Source organism: Novosphingobium sp. 32-60-15, assembly GCF_002280675.1.
In the GTDB taxonomy this organism is placed as follows: Bacteria; Pseudomonadota; Alphaproteobacteria; order Sphingomonadales; family Sphingomonadaceae; genus Novosphingobium.
In genome coordinates, this window is sequence record NZ_NCEN01000010.1 from 44,063 (window position 1) to 64,924 (window position 20,862).

The 20,862-nt window shown below is 60.4% G+C and carries 19 protein-coding genes; 12 read left to right on the forward strand and 7 right to left on the reverse strand.

Going from position 1 to position 20,862, the window contains the following annotated elements; all coding sequences use genetic code 11:
- Positions 1-54 precede the first annotated feature (54 nt).
- Positions 55-438: a hypothetical protein gene (locus tag B7Y89_RS09290; protein WP_292937862.1), complete on the reverse strand. Its 384-nt coding sequence runs from the start codon at positions 436-438 to the stop codon at positions 55-57.
- Positions 439-643: 205 nt separating this feature from the next.
- On the opposite strand from B7Y89_RS09290, the gene lptB reads away from it, so the two are divergent.
- Together lptB and rpoN are read left to right on the forward strand one after the other, a co-directional pair.
- Positions 644-1,420, forward strand: a complete 777-nt coding sequence (gene lptB, locus B7Y89_RS09295; RefSeq protein ID WP_292937864.1) for an LPS export ABC transporter ATP-binding protein — start codon at positions 644-646, stop codon at positions 1,418-1,420.
- 26 nt (positions 1,421-1,446) lie between these two features.
- Positions 1,447-2,955, forward strand: a complete 1,509-nt coding sequence (gene rpoN, locus B7Y89_RS09300) for an RNA polymerase factor sigma-54 (protein ID WP_292937865.1) — start codon at positions 1,447-1,449, stop codon at positions 2,953-2,955.
- Positions 2,956-2,961: 6 nt separating this feature from the next.
- Here rpoN and B7Y89_RS09305 read toward each other — a convergent pair whose 3' ends face one another.
- Genes B7Y89_RS09305 through B7Y89_RS09320 form a run of 4 tightly spaced genes read right to left on the reverse strand, consistent with a single transcriptional unit; the run spans position 2,962 to position 9,199 of the window.
- A complete protein-coding gene (locus B7Y89_RS09305) occupies positions 2,962-3,813 on the reverse strand; it encodes a phosphodiesterase (protein ID WP_292937867.1) in 852 nt (283 codons plus the stop codon).
- Between the two features lie 17 nt (positions 3,814-3,830).
- Positions 3,831-5,714, reverse strand: coding sequence for a cytochrome c3 family protein (locus tag B7Y89_RS09310; protein ID WP_292937868.1), 1,884 nt, complete (start codon positions 5,712-5,714; stop codon positions 3,831-3,833).
- Between the two features lie 7 nt (positions 5,715-5,721).
- A complete protein-coding gene (locus B7Y89_RS09315) occupies positions 5,722-6,618 on the reverse strand; it encodes a hypothetical protein (RefSeq protein ID WP_292937870.1) in 897 nt (298 codons plus the stop codon).
- A 4-nt stretch (positions 6,619-6,622) separates the two neighbouring features.
- Positions 6,623-9,199 carry a cyclic nucleotide-binding domain-containing protein gene (locus B7Y89_RS09320; RefSeq protein ID WP_292937872.1) on the reverse strand — a complete coding sequence of 859 codons (2,577 nt, stop codon included), beginning with the start codon at positions 9,197-9,199 and terminating at the stop codon, positions 6,623-6,625.
- 246 nt (positions 9,200-9,445) lie between these two features.
- Here B7Y89_RS09320 and B7Y89_RS09325 point away from each other — a divergent pair, with 246 nt between their 5' ends.
- From B7Y89_RS09325 to B7Y89_RS09350, 6 genes are all read left to right on the forward strand, one after another.
- Positions 9,446-10,453 (forward strand): tetratricopeptide repeat protein, encoded by a 1,008-nt coding sequence (locus B7Y89_RS09325; protein WP_292937874.1) that lies wholly within the window; start codon positions 9,446-9,448, stop codon positions 10,451-10,453.
- Between the two features lie 319 nt (positions 10,454-10,772).
- Positions 10,773-11,474 (forward strand): response regulator transcription factor CtrA, encoded by a 702-nt coding sequence (ctrA, locus tag B7Y89_RS09330; RefSeq protein ID WP_292937876.1) that lies wholly within the window; start codon positions 10,773-10,775, stop codon positions 11,472-11,474.
- Positions 11,475-11,598: 124 nt separating this feature from the next.
- The gene (locus tag B7Y89_RS09335) at positions 11,599-12,315 is read left to right on the forward strand and encodes a tRNA (guanine(46)-N(7))-methyltransferase TrmB (protein WP_292937877.1); all 717 of its coding nucleotides are present in this window, start codon (positions 11,599-11,601) and stop codon (positions 12,313-12,315) included.
- A 108-nt stretch (positions 12,316-12,423) separates the two neighbouring features.
- Positions 12,424-13,191: a sulfite exporter TauE/SafE family protein gene (locus B7Y89_RS09340; RefSeq protein WP_292937878.1), complete on the forward strand. Its 768-nt coding sequence runs from the start codon at positions 12,424-12,426 to the stop codon at positions 13,189-13,191.
- Positions 13,192-13,299: 108 nt separating this feature from the next.
- Positions 13,300-13,827: a hypothetical protein gene (locus B7Y89_RS09345; protein WP_292937880.1), complete on the forward strand. Its 528-nt coding sequence runs from the start codon at positions 13,300-13,302 to the stop codon at positions 13,825-13,827.
- A 78-nt stretch (positions 13,828-13,905) separates the two neighbouring features.
- Positions 13,906-15,153: an FAD-dependent oxidoreductase gene (locus B7Y89_RS09350; protein WP_292937882.1), complete on the forward strand. Its 1,248-nt coding sequence runs from the start codon at positions 13,906-13,908 to the stop codon at positions 15,151-15,153.
- Here B7Y89_RS09350 and queG read toward each other — a convergent pair.
- Positions 15,150-16,214 carry a tRNA epoxyqueuosine(34) reductase QueG gene (gene queG / locus B7Y89_RS09355; RefSeq protein ID WP_292937883.1) on the reverse strand — a complete coding sequence of 355 codons (1,065 nt, stop codon included), beginning with the start codon at positions 16,212-16,214 and terminating at the stop codon, positions 15,150-15,152. The genes B7Y89_RS09350 and queG overlap by 4 nt on opposite strands.
- 46 nt (positions 16,215-16,260) lie before the next feature.
- Between queG and B7Y89_RS09360 the strand changes: the two genes are divergently transcribed.
- From B7Y89_RS09360 to B7Y89_RS09375, 4 genes are all read left to right on the forward strand, one after another.
- Positions 16,261-17,265, forward strand: coding sequence for an ATP-binding cassette domain-containing protein (locus B7Y89_RS09360; protein ID WP_292937885.1), 1,005 nt, complete (start codon positions 16,261-16,263; stop codon positions 17,263-17,265).
- Positions 17,262-18,494 (forward strand): ABC transporter permease, encoded by a 1,233-nt coding sequence (locus tag B7Y89_RS09365; protein WP_292937887.1) that lies wholly within the window; start codon positions 17,262-17,264, stop codon positions 18,492-18,494. Before B7Y89_RS09360 ends, B7Y89_RS09365 begins: the two co-directional genes overlap by 4 nt.
- Before the next feature lie 180 nt (positions 18,495-18,674).
- On the forward strand, positions 18,675-19,172 hold the full coding sequence (gene msrB / locus B7Y89_RS09370; protein WP_292937889.1) for a peptide-methionine (R)-S-oxide reductase MsrB: 498 nt from the start codon (positions 18,675-18,677) through the stop codon (positions 19,170-19,172).
- A gap of 70 nt (positions 19,173-19,242) precedes the next feature.
- Complete coding sequence (locus tag B7Y89_RS09375; RefSeq protein ID WP_292937890.1) at positions 19,243-20,235, forward strand: esterase-like activity of phytase family protein; 993 nt, start codon at positions 19,243-19,245, stop codon at positions 20,233-20,235.
- Between the two features lie 277 nt (positions 20,236-20,512).
- On the opposite strand, the gene rpmB is transcribed toward B7Y89_RS09375, so the two are convergent.
- Entirely contained in the window at positions 20,513-20,797 is a 285-nt protein-coding gene (gene rpmB / locus B7Y89_RS09380) for a 50S ribosomal protein L28 (RefSeq protein WP_292937892.1), read from the reverse strand.
- Positions 20,798-20,862 lie beyond the last annotated feature (65 nt).

Here is a 20,862-nt window from a genome sequence, read left to right on the forward strand (position 1 = left end):
AAGCGTTTACGCTGCGCGGTCTAGCGCCCGCTTGAGGCCGGGGCAATGTTTCGATCAGAACAGGATGCTAAGCACCTTGAACGAGCCGGTGATGGCGAAAGGAAGCACAGCAGACAAGAGCCAAACCCGCACTTGATCACGGCGAAAAGCGGCCTTGAACCCTGGATTATGGGCCTGTTCGTCGGTCAGCAGCTCCCACCGGCGTTCAAAATTGCGGAACAACGGAATGATCGCCGCGACCAGAACGACCAGCACAAACAGCGGCAGGATTGACGCGCTGCTGCCCTGGATTTCATGCATCGTTACGAAGATTTGCAGGGCGGTGTAGACCAGCAGGCCATAAGCGACATTGTCGCTCATCTTTTTGCGCCAATCGAGCTTCTGCAATTTGGCCTCGTCCTGGGCCGTTGCTTGTTCTGCCTGGAGGGCCTTGTTCATGGCGCTTCCTTGTGTTTGATCCTTATCCCACGTCAGTAAATCACGCGACACAATCGACTGCAAGGTTAATTGCGCGCTAACCTTCCCGGATTAGGACTTTGGGTGGACCCATGCATAAATCCTGCCAGTTCGCATGTGGCGGGTTTGCGGCATGGCAACGACGCGCTAATGAGAGTGGCCTGAGCCTTGCAAAAAGACTGAACCGATGACTTTGACCGACGACGCTCCCACTGTTGCAAACGCCGCGCCGCCGATCCCGCAGGGCGGGCTTGAGGTTGTGTCGATCGCCAAATCTTATGACAAGCGCGCGGTTCTCAGCGACATTTCGCTATCCGTGGGCAAGGGCGAAGTGGTTGGCCTGCTTGGCCCGAACGGTGCGGGCAAAACGACGTGTTTCTATTCGATCATGGGGCTGGTCCGTCCGGATTCGGGCCGCATTCTGCTTGATGGCGTCGACATCACGAAACTGCCGATGTATCGGCGATCGGTGCTGGGCCTCGGCTATTTGCCACAGGAAACGTCGATTTTCCGCGGCATGACGGTGGAACAGAACATCGCCACGGTGCTTGAGTTGATCGAGCCGGACAAGGCAACGCGTGCGGCAGAGCTTGAACGCCTGCTCGATGAATTCGGCCTCACCCGCCTGCGCTCCAGCGCGGCGATGGCGCTTTCGGGCGGTGAACGCCGCCGGTGCGAAATTGCGCGCGCCCTTGCCGCACGGCCCTCGATCATCCTGCTTGATGAACCGTTTGCCGGGATCGATCCGCTGTCCATTAGCGACATTCGCCATCTGGTCAAAGATCTGAAGGGCCGTGGCATTGGTGTTTTGATTACCGATCACAACGTGCGCGAAACGCTCGACATTGTAGACCGGGCCTGCATCATTTACGGCGGACAGGTGCTGTTTGCCGGCAGCCCCGAAGCGCTTGTGGCCGATGCCAATGTCCGCCGCCTCTATCTGGGCGAGGGCTTTACGCTCTGATGCTACGCCCGGGGGGGATCTAGATCATGGCGCTCGGGCCCAGACTCGATCTGAGGCAGTCCCAGTCGCTGGTGATGACGCCGCAATTGCAGCAGGCGATCAAGCTGCTCGCGCTATCGAATCTTGAGGTCGAGACGTTCATCGGTGAAGCGATGGATGCCAACCCCCTGCTTGAAATCGGCGAAGTAGCTGCACCCGAAATCGTCGAAGCGGTGCCCGAAGAACTGCGCCGCACCCATCTCGAAACCTCGCCGGTCGATCAGCTTGTTGCCGAAGGTCGCGTTGCCGAGGACCGCCCGCTGGATATTGATGCCAGCGCGCTCGATCGTGACAGGGATACCGGCGATGGCGGATTGATCGACCTTTCCTCCTCGCGCGAATTTACCGGCAGCGGCGGGGAAGGCCCAGATATTGATGAACGCGGCCGGTTTGATGAAACGCTGGCCGAGCACCTTCATGCGCAAATCGGCACGACCACATCCGATGCGCAATTGCTGTTCGTGGCGCGTTGGCTGATCGACCAGATTGACGAGGCGGGCTATCTGACGATCCCGTTGAACGAGGCCTGCACCGCGCTGGGCCTGTCGATGGTGGTGGTCGAACGCGCACTGGGGTTGGTGCAATCGCTTGATCCCACCGGCGTTGGCGCGCGCAACCTAGCGGAATGTATTGCGCTGCAGGCCAAAGAGGCGGACCGCTATGACCCTTGCATGGCGCGGCTGATCGATAATCTCGAACTTGTCGCACGCGGTGAAGTCGCCCGGCTGAAGCGGCTGTGCAATGTCGATGATGAAGACTTTGCCGATATGCTGGCCGAATTGCGCAGCTATGATCCGCGCCCCGGCATGCGTTTTGGCGGCGGGATGGGCGAAGCAGTGGTGCCCGATATCCTGATCCGTGCGGGCAAGGATGCCAAGGGAAATTTGGGAGGCTGGGACATTGCGATCAATCAGGCCACCCTGCCGCGCCTGATCGTCAACCGCAGTTATTACGTCGAAATGCGCGGAGCCTGTGTTTCCAAAGAGGCCAAGGCGTGGCTGGGCGAAAAGCTGGCCGATGCCAATTGGCTGCTTAAAGCATTGGACCAGCGGCAGAAAACCATCCTGAAAGTGGCCGCTGAAATTGTGAAGCAGCAGGATGGCTTCTTCCGGCACGGCGTTGCGCATCTTCGCCCGCTGACGCTCAAAACCGTTGCCGATGTGATTGCGATGCACGAATCCACGGTCAGCCGCGTCACCTCGAACAAATACCTGCACTGTGATCGCGGGACGTTCGAACTCAAATACTTCTTCACCTCGGGGGTCGGGTCGTCCGATGGCGAAGGCGCCTCTGCCGAGGCTGTAAAGGCATCGATCCGCCAGTTGATCGATGCCGAGGACCCCAAGGCCGTGCTGTCGGACGATGCACTGGTCGATCTGTTGAAAGCCAAAGGCTTCGATCTTGCCCGCCGCACCGTGGCCAAATATCGCGAGGCTATCGGCCTTGGCAGTTCGGTGCAGCGCCGCCGCCAGAAGACACTGGCCGGAGTGCGCTGATCCCGCTTAGTGCTGGGGCCGCTCGGCCAGCATATGCTGGATCATGCCTTGCAAATTGGCGTCATAGCGGGCGAGGACCTGGTGGTCCTCTGCCGTATCCCAATGCGTGATCAATTCGCGTCCGTTGAACCAGTGCAGGGCAAAACCGGGCGGATCGGCAATGATCAGGTGGCGTTGATCGGGCACATCAGGGTCAATTGCGCGCAAATCGAGCGCAACTTGTGGAGCGGTTGACGGGCACGTGGCCACAATCGTGCCTTCCCAAGCGGTGGTTATGGCGCGGTGAATGTGGCCGCACACCACGCCGGCGACATTGCTGCGCCCGCGCAAGCATTGACCAAGGCGCTCGACCCACGGTTCAGCCGGGTCGGTGTTCATCCATGGTATGCCAACTTCAACCGGCGGGTGGTGTTGCACGATCAGCGTGCGCACGTCGGCGGCTTCATCCAGCCGCGCATTCAGCCATGCCGCGCGCGCTTCGCAAAAGGCACCGCCGTGGCGCCCTTCTTCCAGCGTATCGAGCACGATGATCCGCAACGGCCCGCCTTCCACGACGTATTGCAAAAAGCCGCCATCGAATGTGGCTTCGGGAAAGACTTCGGCAAAAGTGGCGCGTTCGTCGTGATTGCCCATCGCATAGTAGACGGGGAAGGGGATGATCGAAAACGCTTCGCGCAGACGCTCGTAACTCGGGCGGTCACCACGGTCGATCAGGTCCCCTGTGGCGAGCAGCAGGTCCGGGCGGGGCTCCATGCGGGCCAATTGTTCCAGCACACGGTCAAGCCGTTGCCGGTTGAATTCGCCGGGGGAATCCGGTTCGAACCCCAGATGAATATCAGTGACCTGCGCGATCAGCATGTTCCCCCGCCAAAGCTCTAGTGCAGCTTGACCGGGAGCCGTGGACGGTCTGCCACGGCTACAGTCTGCGCAACGTCTTTCTTTCGATCTTTCGTGGGCGCCCACGGCGCACCTGCATCCATGTGATAGGAGTGACACATTGCGCAGGAAGAATCGACAGGGTCCTTTACTGACGCGGTGGTAAGCTTTGCTCCATCTCCGCCGACATGGCAGGTGCGGCAGCCGCCCTTGCCATCAATCCCCGGCACCAGCAAGTCGGCGGCCTTGTTGGAAGTGCCCGCTTGCGTGTGGCAATCAGCGCAATCGCTTTTGTTGTGGGGCTTGTGATCGAACCAGCCTTTTTGGTAATAGCGGCTGGTCTGCGCCACGGGTTGCACCGCAAATCCGCCGCTGGCCACTGTTCCGCCCCGCGTCACGGTATGGCAATCATAGCACATGCCGCCGTTCGAAAAGACTTGGGCGACGGCCTGTTCCGCGCGTGTGGGGTAAAACCGTACGGCGCGCGCATAATCGGCAGCAGTAGACCGCAAGGCGGCATCGCCGGGCACCCTTCGTGCAAAGCCCGAAAGGTTGGCCGGGCGGGCAGGGGCACCGCCACGATAGAAGGAGCGCAAATCGGCGACGACCTGTTCAGGCTTTCCGTGGCGCAAGGTGCGGAACGTGCCGCCGATCTGGTCAAAGCTGAGCGAATGGCAGGACTGGCACGAATCTTCCATCTCAACCGGCTTGAACCGGGTGCCGGTGGAATCGGTCTGATGGCAATCCTTGCAATCCAGTGCTTCACTGCCGGAAAACTGGCCGGGCAGGCGGCGGACCATCTGGGCAATGCCGTTGGTTTTTGACAGATGCTGGCCGTGCGTGAACTTCAACCCGTTGTTTTCCTGCAGGGTTGGCGTCCAGTTGGCGCGCGTGAACACAGGTTTGTCTCCGTCCATGCCGCTGATGATCATCGGCTTGAACTGGGGATGGGCCGTTCCGAAATCGGCGGCATCGGCGATCTTCGTATCGGGCAAGCGACCTTTCATCCCGTTGTGGCAATCGGCGCAGAACTTCTGCTGAGTGGCAGGCATAGCGCCTTCGCCTTCGTGTTCGGTGTGACAATCGACACATCTTCCGGCGGGACGGTTAAATGCTGTTGCAACAGCACGTTGGATGGCCGCCATCCCGGCAGGCTCGCCGCGCGCTTTCAGCAGGCGGGATTTGTCGGCAATGTGGTCATGCGCATCTTTGGTGTGGCAGGTGAGACAGGCGTTATCCGTCACGGCAACGAATGCTTGCGTGTGGCAGGCCTGACAATCGCTGCCCAGGTTCTTGTGGGCAACGCTCAACGGCCCGGATGACCACGTCTGATCGGCATGGAAACTGTCGGGGCGGCGCGCCTTTTCCTGCATCGCCAGCGGCTTGTAAGTGACATAGCTGTAGATGGGGAACGCCAGAAACGCGATCAGCACCATGACCGCAAAGCTCCACGCCGACATCCGCTTGCCCGGAAGCAAGCCTTTCAGCGTGTAAGCGGTGGTGATGTCCTTGTCTTCGGCGGAGTCAGAAACGGCTTCGACGCGGCGCACGGTGAATGTGGGCAAGCCCGTGTCACTATCGCGGGAAACGGTGATGCGGTGGCCGCCAAAGCCCAATTCGGCACCGACAACCGGATCAAGCGTGGCTTGCGTGGCTGATCGTCCGTTTACGTCGAACGCCAGTTCGCCAATCGAGGCGATGGTCAGGCTTCCGTCGGCGGCTTGCTTTATGCGGGCATGGCGCGGATCAACTGCAAGGTCGGGCAAGTGAATGCCCGATGCGGCATCGCGGCCAATGACCAGTTCGGTGCCATCGATGGTCGAGGGACGCACGATCTCCTCACCACTGGATTTGAGCGCGATCTGGCGGACAAGAAAGCTCATTGATCGCTCACCAGTAGAAGAAGACGCTGACGATATGGGCGGAAAGCGCCGCAATCAGCGCAAAGGTGACCGGCACGTGGACATAGAGCCACGCCTGCAACCATGATTTCAGTTTCAAATGGCGTCGCATCCGCCCCAGCATGGCCTCCTTGCGGGTCAGCAGCGCATCGACCTTGTCGGCCGGATCATCGCCCATGCGCGGCTGGTAGGCGCGAATGCGGCGCAATTCGGCGGCGGCATGGCGCGTGGCGCATTTGGGGTAATTTTCGGTTATGCGGTTCCAGAACGACCCGGCAAACGGGTCCTGCTCAAGGCTGAGGTTGACCAGTGCGGCGCTTTGCGGATCCAGCGTTTGCGCCGCGTCATGGATCTGCCGGTCCAATGACCGCACTGCTTCGATCATCTGCTTCTCGGTAATCGCGCCTTCATCGTCATATCGGTTGGCCGAAAGTGCGCGCGGTGCCGTGGCATAGACCCAGATGCCGAAAATGCCTGATCCGATCACCAGCAGCATCAAAGCCCACGCCAGCGTGTGGACGTTCCAGCCGAAGTGGAAGCCCGAATGCAGGGTGCCGATCACTGTCAGGCATAGTCCCAGGTAAACATGCGCGCTGGTCCAGGCTTTCAGGCTCCACCGCCCGGGCGTGATCGCGCGTTTGCGCATGCCCAGCATGGTCAGCCACAGGATCAGCAGCGCGCCGATGGTTCCCAGCGTATAGCCCAGCCAGCTTGAACCGAAGTGCTGCCCCGGCAAGGGCACGAAAATATACAGAGCCAGAAGTGCGACGGCAATGGCGGCAGACAACTTGCCCCAGAACATGTTGTTATGGCGTAAAAAGCCTTCGTGCGTGCTGGTGCGGGCTCGGCTGGCACCGGTGCGCTTTTTGGGGGCGATGGTTGCCATTGCCTCAGGCCCCTTCGTTTTCGAGGCGAGACACGGTCAGGAATTCGTCCGGCGAAACGCGGATGGCAGCGCCGGTTGGGCAGGCGCGCACGCAGCTTGGGCCGCCCTCGATGCCTGCGCACATGTCGCACTTGATCGCCTTCTTGCGGTCAAGCAATTCGTCCACCGCAGGGTCGCCGGTGTATTTGGTGTTCTTCTTTGACCACTTATAGGGCGGCTCGCCCGGTCCCGGCCCTGATCCGAAGAACAGCCAGCTGAGCAGCGACGGCTTTTTGGGCGGCACCTTGTCCATGCGGATGACGCCATAGGGACAATTGCGCTGGCAATTGCCGCAGCCGATGCAGGTATCGTTGATGAACACTTCGCCGTCCGGCCCGCGCTTGATCGCATTGGGCGGGCAATCGGCCATGCAGTGCGGGTGTTCGCAGTGGCGGCACGATGTGGGGACGTGCAGGTGCGCAAAGCTCTTGCCCGCCTCGCGGTCCAGCCGCGAAAGGCCATCGTGGCTGTCAGCGCAGGCCTTTTCGCAATTGTCGCAGCCCACGCACAGCCGTTCATCAATCAGCAGAACGTCGGTTGCCTCGCCCAGCCCCTGCGAAACGAGGAACTTGGCCTGTTCGGAATAAAGATCGACGATGCCGGAAAAGCTGTCTTTTTTGGATTCGATAAAGGCGTTGGTCGCGCGGCGCACTTCCATGTCCTTGCGCGCGCGTTCGAGCAGCGCGGGCTTGGCCGCCAGCACCCGCCCGAACGCCTCGCCATCGATCTTGATCACTTCGCTTTTGATTGCAGCGCGCACCGTGGCGGTGCGGCGGCCCCCGTCAATCAGCGCCATTTCACCGACATAGGAACCGGCGGGAAGGTACGACAGGAACACCGGCTTTCCGCCCACTTCCTTTTCCACGATCATCGATCCGACGCGGATAACGTAGATATCCTTGTCCTCGTCGCCTTCCTTGATGATAGCATCGCCTGCGCGGACCGACACGATCTTGGCGGTTTCCACCACTTCGGCCACATCGGCGCTGGTCAGCCCTGATCCGAACATTTGCAGGATCTGGCGCTCGGTAGAGATACGTTCAATCGCGCGCCGCGCCGTGGGCACCTGGCTTTGCAGTTTCAGCGCGGCATTGCGGCTGATCTCGACACAGACGGTGTCCTCTGCGGCCACAATCGTTGCGCCGCGCCGCCGTCCTGAGATCAAGCCAACTTCGCCAAAGATCGTGCCGGACGGAATCGGGATGACTTTTGATGGGTCAGCGGGATCAATCCGCACGTGGACCGATCCCGATGCAATCGCGAACAAAGATGATCCCGGATCATTGCGTTCAAACACCACATCGCCAGCAGCATACCCGCGCGCTTCGGAATCCAGCATGAATTCGCGCAACTGCAAGGTCGTCATGCCTTGCAGGATCCCGACGTTCTTTTGCAGGAATTCCAGCCATTCGTTGACCGACCGCTTGCCCGGAAGACCGGCGAACTTGGCCTCCAGCAAGGGTTCGTCGGCAGGTTTCAGGCTGGTGTTGCCATTGATGAATTCGACCACATCGTGGCCCTGATTCATGCAGTGCTTGATTAGCGGATAGCCCGCCAGCGCGCCGATCACGAAAATGCCCGGCGCGGTCGATTCAAACTGCGGCGACAGCGTCGGGAATGCCAAACGGTCCGCGCTGGCAAATTCGATGCCACAGCCTTCGACAAAGGCGCGCGGCGGGGCAGAGCCGATGCGCGCGATGATCCGGTCACAACGGATGCGCTCTTCGCCATCGCGTGTGGATAGCGTGATCCAGCCGGGTTCAACCGCTTTGGTTTCGGTCTCGTACCGGATCGTCAGCTTGCCCGCCGCGTCATCTTCGACCAGCGCTTTGGCGTTGGGCTCCTTGGCGGTGGCAAAGCTTTCGCGCACGTTGGTGGATTTCGTACTGCGGTTGAGCACGGTAACGGTGTTGCCCTGCGCTGCATCCTCCACCAGACCGCGCGCGTTTTCAATTCCGGCATCGCCTGTGCCAATCACGATGATGTGCTGGTCCAGCACTGCATAGGGATCATCAAGCTGATAGGTAACGTGCGGCAGATCACCACCGGGGCAGCGCATCAGGTTGGGGTTGCCTTGCGTGCCGATGGCCAGCACCACGGTTTCGGCCATCACTGTCTCGCCATTGGTCAATGTTATGGCGTAGGGCGGGGCATAGCGCTGCACTTCGGTGGTGGTGCTTGTTCCATCGCGGGCGCGGGTGACGATCTTCTGGACAGATCCTTCGATGGCAGGGCCGGTGCCCTTGATCGATTTCACATCGGCATTGAATTTCACATTCACGCCAAGTTCGGCAGTGCGCCTGTTCCACTTGTCGAGGATGTCCTCTTTCTTGCCCGCATCAAATTCCTGATCGGACCGCAAGATCAATTGCGATGGCGTGGCCATCACATGCTTGCCTTTTTGATATTTATAGATCGTATCGGAAAGGTGGTCGGTCTTTTCCAGCAGGACATGGGCAAGGCCAAGCTGCGCCGCGCGTCCGGCCGCGCTCATCCCTGCGGGGCCGGAACCAATAATCGCGACTTTGAAAACCTCGCCCACCGGCATGCGTCCCCCGCATTGCGCGCAAAGACGGCGCGTGTTCCCACGCCTGCCTTCATCCAAATTTCGAATTGCGACCCCTGTGCGGCAGACATTAGCCGATGTGCCACGCATTGCCAGCCGCAATTTGTGCAAGGCAGCGCTGATTAAGCGGCTTGCTGTTCAAGCGCTTGCAACGCACCCGCCTGCCAAGATATGCGCAACAGGAGCGACGGTGCCGCCCAAGGCACCCGACAGGAGTTTGCAATGACCGAGCCTCAGCCTCCGCGCCCTGATCAAGCGGATAAGCGCGATGAAGCGCAAGCAGGCTCACGCTTTGGCAAAATTGCGCTGGCGGCAGCCGCGCTGATTGCGCTGGGTGCAGGCGGGTTTGCCATGATGCGCGGGCCGGAAACGCCGCCGCCTGCCGCTGTCCCGCCTGCACCGACGCCAGACCAGCAGCCCTCGGTTGATGATGTGATTGCCAAGCTTGAAAAAAAGCTGGCCGAAAAGGCCGATGATGCCGAAGGTTGGCGCATGCTCGGCTGGTCCTATTTCCAGACCGAACGCTTTGCCGAAGCGGCCACCGCGCTGAAGCAGGCGACCAAACTTGATCCAGAACATGCCGAAACGTGGTCGTTTCTGGGGGAAGCCCTGGTGCTGGCCAGCAAGGAAGAAGGCAAGATGCCGCGCGATGCCAAGGTGGCCTTCGACAAGGCGATCAAGCTTGATCCCGAGGACGCGCGTGCGCGCTATTTTCAGGCCGTCGCGCTCGATCTTGCGGGGCGGCCGCGTCAGGCGATCAACGCGTGGTTCAAACTGCTCGAAGACACGCCGTCCGACGCACCCTATGCCGACGACATTCGCGAAGTCATCCGTAACGTGGGCGAGAAGCGCAAGATCGACGTTGAAAAGCGTCTGGCCGAGGCAAAGTTTGCAAGCCCTGCAAACGGCACGGTGACTGACGGCCCGCAAAAAGCGGCAGCCGGCATTCCCGGCCCCACGTCCGAACAGATGAAGGCTGCTGCCGGAATGCCCAAGGGCCAGCAGGAAGCAATGATCCGCGGGATGGTTGACGGGTTGGAGGAAAAGCTCGTCAAAGACCCTGCCAATGCCGACGGCTGGATCATGCTGATGCGCAGCCGGATGCAGTTGGGTGAGCCCAAGAAGGCCGCCGAAACCTTGCAAAAAGCACTGGCAGCGTTCCGAAATGATACCGCTTCGGCCCGCAAATTGCGCGAAGCGGCATCAAGTTTGGGGATTGCCGGGGCATGATTCGCAGGGCTGGCCATGGCTCTGTCTATTGGAATCGCCCTAAGCATTAACCACAGCCGATTTGTAGCCTGCCTGTAAATGCCCCCTGATTCATATTGGGACACGACGGAATCCTTGCAAAAATGGTTTCATTCTGAATCGTTTATAATCTCTTTTGAGTCATTACCGGGCTGATGCGTGGTTAACGTCATCCTTTCATGTGGTTGCGTTTACAACAAATTAACCTTTTATGTTCATTCATCCTATGGTTAATGGTGATGAACACGGATTGATCCCGGGTTAATTGCCACAGGGACATGGCAAATTAAGGGGCGGTTGAATGCGCGTACTCCTGATCGAAGGCGAACCGACAACCGCTAAGGCGATAGAGCTTATGCTCACGACCGAAGGGTTCAATGTCTATTCAACCGACCTTGGCGAAGAAGGCCTCGATCTCGGCAAGCTCTATGATTACGACATCATCCTGCTCGACCTGAACCTGCCAGACATGCACGGCTATGATGTGCTCAAGAAATTGCGCGTCGCCAAAGTACAAACTCCGGTCCTGATCCTGTCGGGCATTTCGGAAATGGACAGCAAGGTCCGCTCATTCGGCTTTGGCGCTGATGATTACGTGACCAAGCCATTCCACCGTGAAGAACTGATTGCCCGCATCCATGCGGTTGTGCGCCGTTCAAAAGGCCATTCGCAATCGGTCATCCGCACCGGCAAGCTTTCGGTCAACCTCGATGCCAAGACCGTCGAAGTTGACAGCGCCCGCGTCCACCTGACCGGCAAAGAATATGCGATGCTTGAGCTGCTCTCGCTGCGCAAGGGTACCACGCTCACCAAGGAAATGTTCCTGAACCACCTGTATGGGGGCATGGACGAACCCGAACTCAAGATTATCGACGTTTTCATCTGCAAGCTGCGCAAGAAACTGGCGCATGCCTGTGGCGGTGAAAACTACATCGAAACCGTCTGGGGCCGCGGCTATGTGCTGCGCGATCCTGACGACATGGAAGCCACAGAAGCGGCTTAATCCTCCGAATCGCCATTCATCCCCGAAACGGCCCGCCTTGTTTGGCGGGCCGTTTTGGTTGGTACGAGGCCATTGACCCGCGCCTGCCCGCCTGCCATCCGCCGCCCAAATTACCGAGGCTTTGATGACTGCGCACAAATCTGGCGATCCGACCACGCTGAACCGGCTTTACGGCCGGGCAAAGGGCAAGCCGTTGCGGCAGGGGCAGCAGGGGCTGGTTGATACGCTTCTGCCCAAAATCGCAATGCCGGCCGAAGGGCCGATCACGGCGGAAGGCTTGTTTGGTGAACCCCGCCCATTGCACTTCGAAATCGGCTTTGGCGGGGGTGAGCATATGGCATTCCGCGCCGATATGCTGCCCGATCATGGCTTTATCGGGGCCGAACCGTTCCTGAATGGCGTGGCGCAGGCGCTGACGCATGTGGCGGGCGACAATGGCGCGCACGCTCCGCTGGGCAATGTCCGCATTCACCACGGTGACGCTTTGGAAGTGCTGGCGCGCATCCCCGATGGTGCGCTGTCGTTCCTCTATCTGCTGCATCCCGATCCCTGGCCCAAAGCGCGCCATGCCAAACGCCGGATGATGAACGATGGCCCGATCGATATGTTTGCGGCAAAATTGCGCCCCGGTGGCGAATTCCGCTTCGGCACCGATCATGATGTCTATTTGCGCCATGCGCTGATGGTTATGCGCCGCCACAAGCACCAGTTTGAATGGCTGGCCAAGGATTGCCGCGATTTCCAGAACCGCCCGGGCGGCTGGCCCGAAACCCGCTACGAACACAAAGCGCGCACGGTTTACAATCACGAGGTCTGGTACTTTCGCTATCGCAAACGCTGAATCCCGTTTTGGCGCAAGATAGAGGCGTTTCGTGCCCTCAAAATAATTCTTCTGTTTTGGTAGAGATTAAATCCGGCTATTGACCTGCCCAACAGGGAAGGAATCGCGATGGAGTTTATCGCCGGTATAGATTTTGCCGCGCTGCTGCCGTTCATCGCGGTCGGCTTTGCCGCGCAGATGATTGATGGCGCGCTGGGCATGGCATTCGGGGTGATCGCCAATACCTTGATGGTCGGCGTGCTTGGCGTGCCGCCTGCGCTCGCCTCGCAACGTGTGCACATTGTCGAATGCTTTACCACGGCAACATCGGGCATCAGCCACCTGCTGCACGGAAATATCGACAAAAAGCTGTTTTTCCGGTTGCTGATTCCGGGTGTGATTGGCGGCGTGCTGGGGGCCTATGCGCTTTCCTCCATTGATGCCACGGTCGTAAAGCCGTGGGTCTTGCTCTATCTGGCAGGGATCGGCGTTTATCTGCTGGTGCGCGGCATTCTCTATCCCCCCAAGATCAAGGACGCAGGTCTGGTGGCACCACTCGGGCTGGTTGGCGGATTTATGGATGCGGCAGGCGGCGGCGGCTGGGGGCCAATTGTAACGTCCAACCTGCTGATTCAGGGCGCTGATCCGCGCAAAGTCATCGGCACGGTCAATTCAGTCGAGTTTTTCCTGACGCTCACCGTATCGGCAACATTCATCTGGCAACTCGGTTTTGCCGATCTTGCTGGGGCAACGCTGGGCTTTTTGATTGGCGGTATTGCTGCTGCACCGCTTGGCGCATGGGCGGCAAAGCACATCCCGGCCAAGACCATGCTGATCCTCGTGGGCGTGGTCCTGACGCTGACCAGCCTTTACGGCGCATACAGCGCTTTTGGCTAAAGGTCATTGCAGGCTCTGCGGAGGCTATGGTTACGTGGAATTAACCAAGAGCTGACAAGGTTCAGCCTGTCGCGCGGACCGTTTCCGCCAGCGACAGGGGGCAAGAATATGGCGCGTTACGATGCGAGCGGACTGACCATTGCTGAACTGCGCGAATTTGCCAGCTTTGCGGCTTGCGAACAGCGTTATATCCGGCGCAGTCTGGACATCGCGCTTGACCGTGGGGATGCGGTGAAGCGCTGGGCGCGTGACGATGATGAAGCGGCATCCATCCGAGCGCAGCTCGTGGCCTATCGTGATCTGGAAAAAGTGCGCAAACTTCTGCCGATGGTCGACGGGTTGGATAACCTGCAACCATTCATGGCACGGCTTATGCAGCAAACTGCCTTCGACCTTGCGCAAGGCCGGATCGAGGGCTTTTCTGCCTACAGGTTCCTGTACGAACGGCTATTCGGCGCTGAAGTGCGCCCATGGCTACCATCGGCATTCTGTGGTGCGGCGGCCTTGCCAATCATCCGCCCGGATCAGCGCCGCGTATTACTGCAATCGATCAGCGAAGCCGCTGCCACGGCGCATGGCTGGTCAACACGTGCGCCGTCATTCTATCCCGAATTCGTTGAAGCCGAAGCCGCATAAATCTATAATTTTTGATCCCGGTCAGTTGACGAGGGCGCACTTTTGGCCAAACCGAGCCGCACAGAGCGGAGGATTCGAATGGCCGAGAATACGCAGATCGAACATGCGGACGTCATTATCGTCGGCGCAGGCCACGGCGGCGCGCAAGCAGCTATTGCCTTGCGCCAGAATGGTTTTGAAGGGCGCGTGCTGGTTATCGGGCGTGAGCCTGAAATACCTTACGAACGCCCGCCGCTATCCAAGGAATATCTGGCGCGCGAAAAGACGTTTGAACGCATCTGCATCCGCCCCGAACAATTCTGGGTGGATAAGGCCATTGAAATGCGGCTTTCATCAGAAGTCGTCAGCATCGATCCGGCAGCGCACACCGTCAAGCTGGGTGATGGCACGCAAGTCCAATACGGCAAGCTGATCTGGGCCACCGGAGGCGATCCGCGCCGCTTGTCATGCATGGGCGCCGATCTTGCCGGCGTTCACGCCGTGCGCACCAAGGAAGACGCTGACCGTCTGATGCGCGAACTTGATGCTGGGGCCAAGCGCGCCGTGGTCATCGGTGGCGGCTATATCGGGCTGGAAGCGGCCGCCGTGCTGACCAAGTTTGATGTGCATGTAACCCTGCTCGAAGCGCTGCCGCGCGTGCTGGCGCGCGTTGCCGGTGAATCACTATCCGAATTCTATCAGGCCGAACACCGCGCCCACGGCGTTGATCTGCGCACCGGCGCAGCGATGGATCGCATCGAAGGCGATGGCGTTAAAGTGACCGGCGTTCGCATGGCGGATGGCAGCTTGCTCGCTGCCGATATCGTGATCGTGGGCATCGGCATCATCCCCTGCATCGGCCCCTTGATCATCGCGGGCGCAGCAGGCGGCAACGGGGTGGACGTGGACGAGTTTTGCCGCACGTCCTTGCCCGATGTCTATGCGATTGGCGATTGCGCGGCCCATGCCAATGACTTTGCCGATGGCGCGGTAATCCGCCTGGAATCCGTCCAGAACGCAAATGATATGGCCACCACGGCTGCCAAGGATATCTGCGGCGTGTCCGTGCCTTACAAGGCGACGCCGTGGTTCTGGTCCAACCAGTATGACTTGCGCTTGCAAACCGTCGGCCTTTCGACCGGCCACGATAACGCGGTGCTGCGCGGCGATCCCGCCACGCGTTCGTTCTCGGTCGTTTACCTCAAAGGCGGCAAGGTCATCGCGCTTGATTGCGTGAACATGGTCAAGGATTATGTGCAGGGCAAGAAACTGGTCGAAGCCCGCGCGCAGATCGCGCCTGAACTGCTGGCCGATGCGGGGGTGCCCTTGAAGGAAATGCTGGTTTAGGCGGCAACCACCGCCCCCAGCCTTTCTAAAGCCCAAGCCGCGGCGTCGGCCACCGCCAGATCGGCATCACCGGTCAACGCCTCGACTTGAGGCAACAGCGCGGCATCCCCGCTGTTGCCCGCGGCATAAAGGCAATTGCGCACCATCCGGTCACGCCCGATCCGTTTGATCGGCGATCCGGAAAATACCTTGCGGAATGCCGCATCGTCCAGCGCCAGCAGATCGGCCAGGCGGGGCGCGCTCAATTCCGCACGAGGCAGAAACGCGCGGTTGGCCTGCGCGCTGGCGGCAAAGCTGTTCCACGGGCAGGCGGCAAGGCAATCGTCGCAGCCATAGATGCGGTTGCCCAGCGCGGCGCGCAATTCTTCCGCCACCGGCCCCTTATGTTCAATTGTCAGGTATGAAATGCAGCGCCGCGCATCCAGCCGGTAAGGTGCGGGGAAAGCATCGGTCGGGCAAGCCGTCTGGCAGGCGGTGCATGATCCGCAGCGGTCGGCGTGGGGGGTGTCGGGGGCGAAGTCTATGGTGGTGTAGATCGCGCCGAGAAACAGCCAGGAACCATGTGTTCGGCTGACAAGGTTGGTGTGCTTGCCTTGCCAGCCGATGCCCGCCAATTGGCCCAGCGGTTTTTCCATGACAGGGGCCGTGTCGACGAAAACCTTGACCTCCTCGCCGGGGGCTTCTGCGACCAACCAACGCGCCAAAGCCTTGAGATTGCGCTTCACCACATCGTGATAATCGCCGCCCTGCGCATAGACCGAAATGCGCCCGTGATCGCCATGGGCGGCCAGATCGCGCGGGTCTTGCGCCGGGGCATAGCTCATGCCCAGCGCGATCACGCTTTGCGCATGTGGCCACAGCGATTGCGGCCCGCGCCGGTGGTGCAGGCGCGCCTCCATCCATTCCATCGTGCCGTGGTGGCCATCGCCCAGCCACTGTTCCAGCCGTTCGCCCAATTGCGGATCATCGGCGGCAGGCGCAATGCCGCAGGCCGCAAAGCCAAGCCGCGCCGCCTCGGCTTTCAGGCGTTCCTGCAAAAGTCCTGACGCGCGGTTAACCAAACTTGCTGTCCTGCCCGTTCACTGCTTATCGTTACGCCTATGAACCATGAAAATAGAGCTAGGGGAATGGCCTGTGTCCGGCAACGGGGCTGAGGCCGCGAATGTGGAACTCGCCATCGAGGCGCGCGGGCTGGTCAAACGCTTCGATGGTTTCACCGCGGTCGATGGGGTCGACATCGCGGTGCCCAAGGGGTCGATTTACGGCATTCTGGGGCCGAACGGCGCGGGCAAGACCACGACGTTGCGCATGTTGCTGGGCATCATTGATCCGGACGCCGGTTACCGCCGCGTGCTGGGCTGTGAACGCCCCACAGAAGTAGCGCGGCGTATCGGCTATCTGCCCGAAGAGCGCGGGCTGTACCCGGCGATGAAGGCTTATGAGGCCATCGCCTTTCTGGCCGCTTTGCGCGGGGTTCCGCTGAAAGACGGCCGCCGGTTGGGCCGCGAAATGCTGGAGGAGCACGGCCTTGGCTATGCCGCTGACCGGCAGATCCGGCAGATGTCCAAAGGCATGGCGCAACAGGTGCAATTGCTCGGCACGCTGGTCCACCAGCCCGATCTTGTGGTGTTTGATGAACCGTTCTCGGGCCTAGACGCGCTCAATCAGGGCAAGCTTGAACGCATGATCCGGGCCTTGGCAGCGCGCGGCACGACTGTGATTTTCTCCACCCACGTCATCGCCCATGCCGAACGGTTGTGCGATCAGGTGGCGATCATTGCGGGCGGCAAAGTGCCGTTTGCCGGGCCGGTTGATGTGGCGCGGGACCGTTTGCGCCCGCAAGTGCGGCTGGAAACGCGCGCGACCGACGGGCCGTGGCGCGCGGCCTTGCCCGCCGATGCGCGGCACGAAGGGGCGTTCTGGTACTTTACGCTGCCCGAAACGGGCATCGAACCGCTGCTGCGCGCGCTGATTGAAGGCAATGCGGGCATCCTCAGCCTGTCGATCGAGCGGGCGGGGCTGCACGATGCTTTCGTGGCGATTGCCGGTGAGGCAGCGGCCAAGGCGCTGGAAGAAGGCCCACTTGGTGAAAATGGGGGCGACACGCCATGACAATGTGGTCTGAAAAGCTGCGCGCGGCGCTGGTCATCGCGCGGCGCGATTTTGTGGCGGTGATCTGGTCCAAGACCTTCATCTTCTTTCTGATCGGGCCGCTGTTCCCGGTTCTGGTCGGCGGTTTGGCCGGAAACATCGGCGATAAAGTGCAGCAGAGCGCGGATCGCCCCAGCATCGGCCTTGCGATGGGCAGTGAAGACGTGGATCGTCTGCTTCGCGCGCGCGATGATCTGGACGGGCGGCTGGCTGGCCCAATCCCTGACATTGTGGTGCTCAAACGTCTGGAGGCGGGTGAGGCGTTCAACGCCCGCGCGGCTTTGGCCAGCAGTGATCGTCAGGTGACAGCCGTATTGAGCGGAACGCTGGACGCGCCGGTCCTGTCCGGCCCGCCGGAACGGCTGCGCCTGTGGAGCGGGCTGGTGTCGAATCTGGCTGCCACCGCGCGGTCTGACAAGGCCTTGGCCTATCCCGAAATAACGATGGACGAAGTGGCGGGCACGGTGGCCAAGGTACGCTCCGGCCAAGCCGCAACCGCGCAAGGCGGGCAAGTGATCCTGTTCCTACTGACCATGCTTCTGGCAGGCATGGTCCTGTCCAATCTGGTCGAGGAAAAGGGCAACAAGATCATCGAGGTGCTGGCCGCTGCCATCCCGATGGACGCAATGTTCATGGGCAAGCTGTTTGCCATGTTGGGCGTCAGCCTTGTCGGCATTGCGGTGTGGGGCGCGGCCGGGGCCACGCTTGTCATGCTGGGCGGGCAGGGCATGCCTGCGCTGGCGATACCGGCGGTCGGCTGGCCGCTGTTCCTGATGCTTGGCTTCCTCTATTTCGCCATGGCCTATCTGTTGCTGGGATCGCTGTTCCTGACGGTCGGCGGCATGGCCAGCACTGTGCGTGAAGTGCAGACGCTGTCGATGCCGGTGTCGATGTTCCAGTTGATGGTGTTCTTCTTCTCCAGCTATGCGCTGACGGCGGCGGGTACATGGGTGGAATGGGTTTCGTGGATATTCCCGGTCAGTTCGCCATACGCGATGCTGGCCCGTGCGGCGCAATATCCGGAAGTGTGGCCGCATATCCTGGCGCTGGCGTGGCAAGGGCTGTGGGTGCTCCTGATCGTGCGGGCAGGGGCGCAATTGTTCCGCCGCAGCGTGATGAAATCGGGGCCTTCACAGGGAAAAGGCGTCTTTGCGCGGCTGCTGCGGCGCGGAGCAGGCCAAACACGTTGAGAGCGTTGCGCAAGACCGAAGCCGGGCTTGAAAAATCGTGAAGTAGTCTCACTTATGACAGGGGTCACGATAGGTTTGGCACAAGGCGGCTAGTCTTGGCCGTGTCCTGCCGATAGGCTTCAGTCTTTGGGCCCTCTCACCCTTCCAGCCTGTCGGCAGGACACCAAGGTTATCGCCATCATGCGCAGTTTGACCGATCTTCCCCGCCGCCGGTTCCTCGCGTTTCTGGGCGCAAGCGTAGCGATGCCGTTTGCCAGTGCATGCAGCGCAAAGCCTGTCGCCAAGGGCAAGTTCCCGATCCAGAAAACCGAAGCCGAATGGCGCCGGTTGCTGACGCCCGCCCAATATTACATCCTGCGCGAAGAAGGCACGGAACGCCCCGGGACATCGGCGCTGAACAAGGAAAAGCGCAAAGGCACTTTTGTCTGTGCAGCCGATGGCAGCGCGCTGTTTGCATCATCGACCAAGTTTGACAGCGGCACCGGCTGGCCCAGCTTCTGGAAGCCGCTGCCGCGCGCTGTCGGCACCAGCACGGATCGTTCGTTGGGCATGGCCCGCACCGAAGTGCATTGCGCGCAATGTGGCGGGCACCTTGGCCATGTGTTCAACGATGGACCGATGCCCACCGGCCTGCGCTATTGCATCAATGGCGATGCGCTGAAATTCAAGCCCGCCTGAGTTTTCGCAAGTACCGGTTTTTTGGGCGCAAAGCCATTGACGCATCTTCCTGATCTGCCATCGGCGTGCCGTGCGCCGATTTACCCTTATGATGCTGTTGTTTGTCCCGCTTTTGTGGGTGACTTTGGGCTGGCATAGGCTTCCGGCTGAAGATGGCCGCGTTCGCATCACGTCTTTGACGGCAACGGTGCCCTTGGCAGACCGGACCGCGCTTGGCCCGTTTGTCTTGGAGCAATTGTGGCGGCTATCGTCGGGCAACAAGCGCTTCGGCGGCTATTCCGCGCTTGTCCCTTTGCCATCCGGGCAGTTCCTGGCGGTCAGTGACCGCAATGGCTGGTTCCGTTTTGTGCCTCCGCGTGCCGAAGGGACGGTGACGCTCCCGATGGGACGGATGCTGGTACATCGCCCGCGCAAGGATGATCGCGAGTATTTCGATACCGAGGCGGCGGTGCGTGATCCTGCGGATGGTTCGCTATGGATCGGGCTGGAAGATGACTGGCACGTGGCGCGCATCGGCCGCAAGGGTGGCCCGGCGCGGTTCTATCCGGTCCCTGCCTTGCGTGACTGGCCCGAAAACGGCGGGGCAGAGGCCATGGCGCGGCTGAATGACGGGCGCTGGGTCATGCTGTGCGAAACATGCGGCGGCGGCCGCGGGGGGCTGCACCTTGGCTTGCTGTTTGCAGGGCGTCCGGGCTTTTCGGCGGTGCAGAAGTTCGGCATCATCCTGCCTGCGGGCTTTGATCCGGTTGATGCAGTGCCGCTGCCCGATGGCCGGTTGCTGATCCTGACGCGCAGTTTCGGCCTGTTTCCGCCGCACTTTTCCAACCGCATCGTGCTGGCCGATCTGGCAAGGCTGGACGTGAAGCGCCCGCTGGCAACGCAAGAGCTGGCCCGGATCGAAGGCAGCGCAGTCCGTGAGAATTACGAAGGTATGGCTGTGCGTCCAACCGCAGACTGGCAATTGGCGGTCTGGCTGATTTCCGATGCCAATGATCTGGCGCTTCAGGAAACCCGGTTGATGCAATTGCGGCTCGATCCCGCCAAGTTGCCCGCTGAAAAATAGGCGGCTGTTCTCTCTGCAAGCGCACCCGTCGTAAACCGATTCTGGCCCCTGTTTAAAGGGAGTAGTTTGAGACTGCAGCCCGTCATGCTGAACTTGTTTCAGCATCCATTTCTCCCCACGCACCGGCGGTTTGAATGGAGGGATGGACCCTGAAACAAGTTCAGGGTGACGAAAGAGGGTGACATATGCAAGCGGGATAAGCGCCACAGACCAAAAGCCCCTTTTCCGCGATGGGAAAGAGGGCTTTTGAAATTTGCGTCCCTTGCGGGAGAAGGTCTTAGGCGGCAGAAGCCTTGACCAGATCGCGCTTCACCTTGAGGGCGCGCGAGCTGAGCTTCACGTCCGACTGCTTCAACAGCCAGTTATCAAGACCACCGTTGTGCTCAACCGAGCGCAGGCCGTGCGTCGAAACGCGGAACTTGAAGCTGCGATCCAGCTTCTCGCTCATCAGCGTGACGTTCTGCAGGTTGGGCAGGAACAGACGCTTGGTCTTGTTATTGGCGTGGCTTACGTTGTGACCGACTTGGCGGCCCTTACCGGTCAGTTCGCAGATACGCGACATGGCTAAAACTCACTTGTCTGGTCGATAACACTTATCGGGAAGGCGCGGCTCTTATCGATCCAACA

What these genes read in the sequence shown, in the direction of transcription:
- B7Y89_RS09365 (WP_292937887.1), top strand. Translation starts at nt 17,262, where the DNA reads ATGACAATGTGGTCTGAAAAGCTGCGCGCGGCGCTGGTCATCGCGCGG.
- B7Y89_RS09325 (WP_292937874.1), top strand. Translation starts at nt 9,446, where the DNA reads ATGACCGAGCCTCAGCCTCCGCGCCCTGATCAAGCGGATAAGCGCGAT.
- rpoN (WP_292937865.1), top strand. Translation starts at nt 1,447, where the DNA reads ATGGCGCTCGGGCCCAGACTCGATCTGAGGCAGTCCCAGTCGCTGGTG.
- ctrA (WP_292937876.1), top strand. Translation starts at nt 10,773, where the DNA reads ATGCGCGTACTCCTGATCGAAGGCGAACCGACAACCGCTAAGGCGATA.
- B7Y89_RS09315 (WP_292937870.1), bottom strand. Translation starts at nt 6,618, where the DNA reads ATGGCAACCATCGCCCCCAAAAAGCGCACCGGTGCCAGCCGAGCCCGC.
- B7Y89_RS09335 (WP_292937877.1), top strand. Translation starts at nt 11,599, where the DNA reads ATGACTGCGCACAAATCTGGCGATCCGACCACGCTGAACCGGCTTTAC.
- B7Y89_RS09290 (WP_292937862.1), bottom strand. Translation starts at nt 438, where the DNA reads ATGAACAAGGCCCTCCAGGCAGAACAAGCAACGGCCCAGGACGAGGCC.
- B7Y89_RS09350 (WP_292937882.1), top strand. Translation starts at nt 13,906, where the DNA reads ATGGCCGAGAATACGCAGATCGAACATGCGGACGTCATTATCGTCGGC.
- rpmB (WP_292937892.1), bottom strand. Translation starts at nt 20,797, where the DNA reads ATGTCGCGTATCTGCGAACTGACCGGTAAGGGCCGCCAAGTCGGTCAC.
- B7Y89_RS09360 (WP_292937885.1), top strand. Translation starts at nt 16,261, where the DNA reads ATGAAAATAGAGCTAGGGGAATGGCCTGTGTCCGGCAACGGGGCTGAG.
- B7Y89_RS09340 (WP_292937878.1), top strand. Translation starts at nt 12,424, where the DNA reads ATGGAGTTTATCGCCGGTATAGATTTTGCCGCGCTGCTGCCGTTCATC.
- B7Y89_RS09345 (WP_292937880.1), top strand. Translation starts at nt 13,300, where the DNA reads ATGGCGCGTTACGATGCGAGCGGACTGACCATTGCTGAACTGCGCGAA.
- B7Y89_RS09310 (WP_292937868.1), bottom strand. Translation starts at nt 5,714, where the DNA reads ATGAGCTTTCTTGTCCGCCAGATCGCGCTCAAATCCAGTGGTGAGGAG.
- B7Y89_RS09305 (WP_292937867.1), bottom strand. Translation starts at nt 3,813, where the DNA reads ATGCTGATCGCGCAGGTCACTGATATTCATCTGGGGTTCGAACCGGAT.
- lptB (WP_292937864.1), top strand. Translation starts at nt 644, where the DNA reads ATGACTTTGACCGACGACGCTCCCACTGTTGCAAACGCCGCGCCGCCG.
- msrB (WP_292937889.1), top strand. Translation starts at nt 18,675, where the DNA reads ATGCGCAGTTTGACCGATCTTCCCCGCCGCCGGTTCCTCGCGTTTCTG.